Source organism: Negadavirga shengliensis, from assembly GCF_042652345.1.
Classification (GTDB): Bacteria; Bacteroidota; Bacteroidia; order Cytophagales; family Cyclobacteriaceae; genus Negadavirga; species Negadavirga shengliensis.
This window is the reverse complement of sequence record NZ_JBHSJJ010000023.1, coordinates 63686-70890: the sequence shown is the minus strand read 5'-3', so window position 1 is coordinate 70890 and position 7205 is coordinate 63686. Positions and strand designations below refer to the sequence as shown.

General features: G+C 42.5%; 7 protein-coding genes. All 7 read right to left on the bottom strand.

The window, feature by feature from the left end; all coding sequences use genetic code 11:
- Positions 1-213: 213 nt before the first annotated feature.
- Complete coding sequence (locus ACFPFU_RS24415) at positions 214-483, bottom strand: helix-turn-helix domain-containing protein (protein ID WP_377069144.1); 270 nt, start codon at positions 481-483, stop codon at positions 214-216.
- Positions 484-613: 130 nt separating this feature from the next.
- On the bottom strand, positions 614-1534 hold the full coding sequence (locus tag ACFPFU_RS24410; protein WP_377069142.1) for a ThuA domain-containing protein: 921 nt from the start codon (positions 1532-1534) through the stop codon (positions 614-616).
- Positions 1535-1995: 461 nt separating this feature from the next.
- Positions 1996-2400, bottom strand: coding sequence for a VOC family protein (locus ACFPFU_RS24405; RefSeq protein ID WP_377069140.1), 405 nt, complete (start codon positions 2398-2400; stop codon positions 1996-1998).
- A 3-nt stretch (positions 2401-2403) separates the two neighbouring features.
- Positions 2404-3210 carry an SDR family NAD(P)-dependent oxidoreductase gene (locus ACFPFU_RS24400; protein WP_377069138.1) on the bottom strand — a complete coding sequence of 269 codons (807 nt, stop codon included), beginning with the start codon at positions 3208-3210 and terminating at the stop codon, positions 2404-2406.
- Positions 3211-3221: 11 nt separating this feature from the next.
- Complete coding sequence (locus ACFPFU_RS24395) at positions 3222-4070, bottom strand: SDR family oxidoreductase (RefSeq protein ID WP_377069137.1); 849 nt, start codon at positions 4068-4070, stop codon at positions 3222-3224.
- Positions 4071-4115: 45 nt separating this feature from the next.
- Positions 4116-4463, bottom strand: a complete 348-nt coding sequence (locus tag ACFPFU_RS24390; RefSeq protein WP_377069135.1) for a MarR family winged helix-turn-helix transcriptional regulator — start codon at positions 4461-4463, stop codon at positions 4116-4118.
- 1197 nt (positions 4464-5660) lie between these two features.
- Positions 5661-6647: a hypothetical protein gene (locus ACFPFU_RS24385; RefSeq protein WP_377069133.1), complete on the bottom strand. Its 987-nt coding sequence runs from the start codon at positions 6645-6647 to the stop codon at positions 5661-5663.
- Positions 6648-7205: the final 558 nt, after the last annotated feature.

Below are 7205 nucleotides of genomic sequence, written 5' to 3'. Positions count from 1 at the left end.
GGGCAAGCTGTGTGCGGTCGGTGCCTTGTATGAATTTCATGGTAGAATTTACAAAAATTACCCTATATATCCCATAGAAAAAGTGTGAAATTTAATCTCCTACAGAACAGGGTTTTTAGACAGTCTGCCGTGATTCAGCTTGGAGACGGCGGGCATTCTGAGCCGTTCTCTTCAAGCTTACTCCTAATTTCTTAAAGATACTGGTTTTCATAGTTACTCGGAACCGCCCGCTGGATCCAAGGTGACGTTGTGCGGCGCTTTTATTCTATCGTCAATGATATTCTCTTTCCAAAACCCCATTTCCAAAATCCTATAAAGGGTTGAAAGTTGAATATCAGTTTTCCCATTTTCTATTCTGGAGATAAAGCTTTTTTTTGTTCCTGTTTTCTCTGCAAGTTCTTCTTGAGTCATCCCTGCAAGTCTACGTTCTTCTTTTATAAGTTCACCGGTTGCAAAAGCCTTCGCCTCGGCCTCGAAAGCCATTCATTTATCAGTGCCTGGTTCTCCATACCTTTTGCCCATGTGTTGTTCAAAGGCTGTTATTGATTTGTTATTTTCCATTATTCCTTCTTTTTTCTTCAAAGCCTGCCTGCCGGTAGGCAAGGTATTCAGCTTACCGTAAATGGTCCGGGAAATCAGAGAAATTTTTAAGACTTCTGGTGTTTTCCGTTGGGAAATCATCTGGAACCGGATAGGTTACGGCACCGGTTGCAGCCCACTCCACAGCACGGATCAGGGTCGTTTGAAATCCTACGCACCGGTAGGCTTCAGGATAGGTTTCTCCCCTCCACAAATGCCCCAGACTTGAGTTATAGACCCGTCCTTCGCCATAGGATATCACCCACTCCACAGGCCACAGGCGTTGTGTATCCGTTAAGTCGTATGCGAAAGAGAGTATCTCCAGGTTTTCTGCGGGACCGCGGGGATAGCTGTACACTTCCGTATTGGCCGTTTTCCACTTTTCAGGATAATCCAGGTTAATCGGGTGGGGATTCAGTATCCGGATCACAGCATCAAAGCGGTCTCCATGGCCTGTGCCGCTCCCCCCGCCCGGCGGAATGCGCATGATTTCCTGATCTTCGCTGATTTCAAGGGCATAACCGGTTGATTTGGATCGCCAGCCAAGCCCGATCATTTTATCGTACTCTTCCCAGTGTTGAAACGCATTGTTGGCCGAATGGAGAATATAGAGGCCGCCTCCGTTTTTCACATACGCTTCCAGGGTTTTTTCTGCATGCTCAGGCCATTTTAGACCGGGATTGTCAATATTATTGGTGTTCTGGATGATTACGGCATACGGTTCTGCATCGAGCGACCATTTCTCCCGCTCTGCACTTTCGGACGGAACCGTAGATACATCCACCACAAATTTCCCGCTGCTTTCAAGGATCCATTTGGTAACAGCCGTGGTCTGTTCCCAGTCATGATTACTGAAACCATCTACAATAAGTACGGGGATAGGTTCGCTTTCCTGGGCAACGCTCGGGGATATCCATTGGGCCAAAATAACAATAGTCAGAATTAAATTTCTCATTGTCTGGTGCAGTTTGTGTATCTCCCTCCTGATTGAAGAGGTAACTTTTATTTTTTTGAGGCAGTAACTATATTGGTCTGACCCAATATAGTAAACAATTGTCAAAAATATTTCAAGTTTACGGTCGAGGCGCTCCGCTTTGCCTACCGCTTAGATTAAACAGATTTTTTATAGACCGTTTAATCCGGCCCCCGGTTTTTACCCGGTAAGGACCATCCGATGTCCAAAAAATCCAAGATCAAACCCCATCAGCACTTCACCGGTTCCCCCGCAGGATTGCGGGGCAACAGCGCTTTCTTTGTCCGTGCTACGCACGCAATGAAAGCTTAGTTGTTGCCAAATAATTTTACACTATCCAAGTGATAAATCAATATATCTTGTTAAAATAAATGTAGCAATTGGCATGATCTGATATTTTATATTTAACAATTTTGTCAAAAAAATCAATCAGGCCACCCTGTTTACTCATCATGGGGCCCTTCAGCTACCTGGATCAAGTCAAACCGGTTGCCATACAGGTCTTCAAAAACCACTTCGGTCCCGTAAAATTGCTCGGCAGGTTCTCCCAGGAAGCGAACTCCTTTTTCTTTCATCATTTTAAAATCCCTCTGACAGTCGTCTGTTTGCAGGGTCAGGAAAACGTGATCCGAGGCTTGCTTGCCAACAATAGCCTGTTTTTCGGTTGTGTCTGCTTTTACAAAAATTATTTCAAGATCAGTTTGGTCAGGAGGAGCTACGGTCAACCACCGGTTTCCTTTACCGAATTGATTGTCGCTTTTCTTGATGAAACCGAGTTTAGCGGTGTAAAACTCCAGTGCTTCATCATAATCATTTACGAGAATGGTAAGGTGTCCAAATTTTCTCATAATCTATTTGTTTGTGTTTTTAAATATATAATTCAATAATGGTTGCGATCCTTTTCCTGTTGCTTTAATTATTTCCCCGTTTACGTGGCTGTTTGCAGCAGAGCCGAGATAGGTGATCAGTGAGGCAACATCTTGAGGCATGGTAACTCTTCCGGTCGGAAATGCAGCCTTAGCAAGCGTTTTAAATTCATCTGGAAACCGATGTTCTGCTTTGGGAGTCATGGTGAGGCTGGGTAAAACCACATTCGTCAAAATGTTATCCATGGAAGCTTCAACAACCAGGTTGGACGTCAAACCAAAAAGCGCGGCTTTAAGCGAACCATAAGGTCCTGAGCCAACCATACTGTCCAGGGCAATGTCACTTGAAACATTGACAATGCGTCCAAATTGTTGTTTCCGCATACTTGCCAGCACCAATTGGGTGAGCCTGACTGTACCGAAAAGGTTTATACTGATAATGTCACGCCATTGTTGAATGGGCATCTCTTCAAAGGATTTGCCCATAGCTGAGCCATCTCCCCAATACACGGCATTATTGATCAATACATCGATGCTTCCGAAGCGGTCAATGATTTCACTAAAGGCTTTCTCAATACTTGAAAAATCAGCTAATGACATAGGAACGGCCATGGCCTTATTTCCTGACTTCTCTATACGTTCGATAAGCTCAAGAGCTGCTTGTTTTCCCCTGAAATAAGTTACGGCTATTTTCACCCCGTTTTCTTTTGCATAAGTCAAGGCTGTCTCCTTACCGATGCCCGAACTTCCCCCGGTAATAAGTACGGTTTTATTTTTTAGTCCTAAATCCATAATGGTTCTGATTATAAATATTGATCGATTTCTTCTTCAAATTCCCTGAGCTGAGGCTTGTAGTCTTTTGGCAAAGTATTTTCAGGTACCTCAAATCCGTGGTTATTGAAATAATCCACCATCAGGGCAATGTCTTTTCCGGCCATTTGTCTTACCTGTTCCGGGGGAAGTTTTTGATAACGGATTTCCGTTTGTGTTTTTTCAGCCAGGGTTTGTTGTAGGTCTCTTATGGAAAGTGCCCGTCCGCCTATAGTGTAGGTTTCGTTGGGCAGATTTTGCTGCAACACATATAAAACCAACTCTGCAATGTCCAGCGTATGGAGATATGAGATTTTGGTGTTGAGTTCCATTGGGCTTACCAATGTACTTTGTTCCTTTACGGTTTGTAAAAACCAGGGCATAAACAAACTATCCATAAAAGTGGCCGGACGTATAACGATGTGGTTTAAGCCTGATGATTTTAATAGTTGCTCAATCTTTGCTTTCACTTCAAAGTGCGGAATTCCCGTTTTTATTTCACACTGAAAAACGGAAATGTATACGTAAGTAGCTATCCTGGTTTCTTTTGAAATCTCAATTAGGTTTTTACCCATTTGAAGTTCCTGTTCGCCTGGTCGCTCTCCCGAACCCATTACCGAGGAAATGACGATTTCCGGCTGAATTTCTTTAATGGCTTCCAGGCCTTGTTCCATGTCAGTCAAATTGGCCAGAACAGGAATGCAACCCAAATCCTGCAACCGTGATTGGTTTTCCTGTTTATGAGTTAAACCATATACGATATACCTTCCACTCCCTACAAGCATTTTGGTGATCGTTCTGCCCGCTGTTCCACTTGCTCCTGCAATCAGTACTTTTTTCATTTGCAATTTATTTTAAGTTAGACGTCTAAGTTTTTTTGAAAATATTTATTTATCCAGTTTTGACAACAATTTTTGTAGTTGTGCCTTTTCTTTATCGTTCAGTGCGGCAAAAAAATCATCTTCCAGTTTTTTCCAACACTCCTTTATCTTTACGGTAACTTCCTCTCCTGACTTTGTGAGTTTGACGATGGATGACCGCAAGTCGCCCGGGTCTTTAGTTTTAGTTACCAATCCACGTTTCTCCGAGCGGTTTACGATCTTATTGATTGTGGCAAATTCAACCATTAGCTTGTCTTTAAGTTCTTTTTGAGTAAGCGAACCGTGAGCTTGTAAAGTAAGTAGAAAAATATCCTGACCCACATAGATATCCATTTTTCTCAAACAGGTTGTCATCTTGTCTTTGTGCTTTTTGGTAACGTGAACTAATAACTTTGAAAGCATAGCATTATTTAGTTAGACGGCAAAGTAAATAAAAAACTAGCCATATGCAAATTTTTTGTAAGTTGACTTAACGCTGGAATTACGCGTCTTTTTACATCCGAGAAAATCATACTTTCGGGGATACTTAGTCTCCGACCAGTCATGAAGGTTGACAATTTTGGTCTTTACAGGGTGCAATTCCAGATGGAAGGATTTCATCCTTTGACGCATTTGCCCGAGCATGAATTGCGCTTGGGTCGATAGCCAAAGGAACTCTCATGGAACAGGGGCTCAAGTTGTCTCTCCAGATGCTCACGTACTACTTGCCGGGCGATGCGTTCAAGAAGGGTGGGTACGCCTAATTTGCGGACACCTCCATCCTTCTTGGGTATCTCTACTTGCTTGACAGGCTCAGGGAAATAGCTCCCTGAGGCCAGTCGGTTCCATAGCTTCTCCCATTACAGGAGCTTCATCACTACTACGAATGAGTCTTCCCCCTACATCTCCTCCCCATTCCCTGAAAGTCTGATTCCTCTTTCGATTTTACAGAGGGATGTAGAGTTCACTTGTTCCCCCGATCCCGAAGGCTTTCGGGACGAGGCAGGCATTGAAATGGCCTGTACTGCGTTTCCCGTAAACGGGACAGGCTCTGCCAACTTTACCCCGGATGCGGTGTGGCCTGTATCTTCCGGACGTCCGCCACACTTATCACAGATACTCCCGTAATTACCTGTTTTTCAAATCATGATTTGCCTTCTCGAGACTTCATCGTTGGTTCACCCCGAAAGCTTTCGGGGTTCAGCTTCAAAGTACATACCTACAGGGATCATTGTCCCCGTTTTTCCTTAACCGTTCACCACATTCCGGTTTCCCAGGTATGCAGCGCAAGGCTTCGGCGTGAGCTCAGCCGAACGGTGGTTTGATGGCTGCTCTCCCGGTCAACCGGGACCATCGGAGGGCCTCTCTACCGGTTGCCCAATAATCCTCCATCCATTTCAAAGCATTCAGCCCCTAGGGGCTGATTCAAATCACACACGTCGGTTGGAAGATTTGCGATGGGCGGGATTTTTACCACAAATGTTGATGCGGAGAACTGAACTTCCTGTAACCACAAAACTGTCTGCGGAGGATGAAACCCCGCCTATTGCAAATGTGCTGTTATGTGCAGTTTTATTCATGTTTTGCAAGTTTAAATTCTTTGTTATCAAGAATTAAAATGGCATCTCCACCAATATGGGTTAGTCCGCCTCGTATTTCGCCTTCTTCATAAGTCAAAACTATTGGGTCAATGAATGTGTATGAAATAGCATCATAATTATCATGATAGAGTCCATCCTTACTAACTGGATAATTATTGAATAACTCTTTGTTGTAAGATGGCTGCATGGATTTAATTAAAGCTTTTTCAGCATCAAGAAATACTTTTTCCTGTTCAGGGTAATTTTCTCCAAGTAATGAGGCGACCATCTCTTTTGTATCAGCGCCATCTCCAAATGATTGAATTTGCAAGTTGTCTTGAAACTCAAAAGAAAGAATTACTATTTCATTAGCTGGTAATTGTTTTTCAGTTACAGGAGCTTCCAAAGATAGAATGTCTTGAAATGTAGAATGTCCAGTCAGTCGTTTTAAAATACTTTGCTTTGTTGCTTTACCAACATAATGCACCTTGTAATTACCAAATGATTTCCAGTCTCCGTCAATTTCGCAGTCAATAATTCCTTTCCGCCAATTTTGGAGAAGTTTTTCTGGGGAAAACCAAATAATAAACTCTTTTCCTTCTTTCATATGTCTGACTAAAGAAAAACCATGAATATTTTGAAATGGTGGCTTATCTTGTTTAATAGACTTGTCAAGAAAATTAAATGCTACGTCAACAAGATTGTCATCCATTAACCCAAATATTTCTTGGTCAAACGGCAGTTGGCATTTTAATATATTCGGATTACCTTTTTGATGGATTTCAAAATTCAATTGATATACAGTCGTATCAAGAATTACATTTTCAAAAGTAATAACTGGTCTTTGTCCTATTAGATAAAGGCTTGCTTTCTCAAGTGCCCTATCAATCAATTTATCGTCCTTGACTATTGCGAATTCATACGCTGTCAATGGTACGTATGCTAATTCAAGTTGATTTAGTAGACTCTTTCTGTTCATAAAAATTGCACATAACGTTTATTGGCGCGGTTTTTCCCCGCTCTATTGCAACATGCTGTTGGCTTGGTGCGTTTTTGCCTCCTTTTATATTCCAGGCCCATGTCCTCATCGGACCCCTATTTGCCTGATCTCCCCGATCACATGCTGCAATGAGACCCCAGCCCAGAATGCCTACCCCCTACCGTTTCGATTTATCAACCTGCGTATTAAAACTAAAAAATCCTAACCAATTAAAAAATACCCTAATCACGGTATTTTTTATGCATAAATAACAGAAATTCATTATTAAATACCTGAATATTTATAAAAAACAAACCAACGTATCAAACAACCCTATTCAAAAATCCTTTAGTTTCAACTTTTTTTATATGTCCAATCGAACCATTTCCCCAAAAAAATCCCAACCAACCCGGCGTGAAAAAAATTATAAATTTTCAAAGTACCCGGAAGCCAGGCCGGCCCTTTCCCACTGCCTGCTATGTTGATGGATCAAACCAAGGTCCATGAGTTCCACCCAGCACAAACTTGACCTATTCACAACCTGCCCCGCCATAGCCG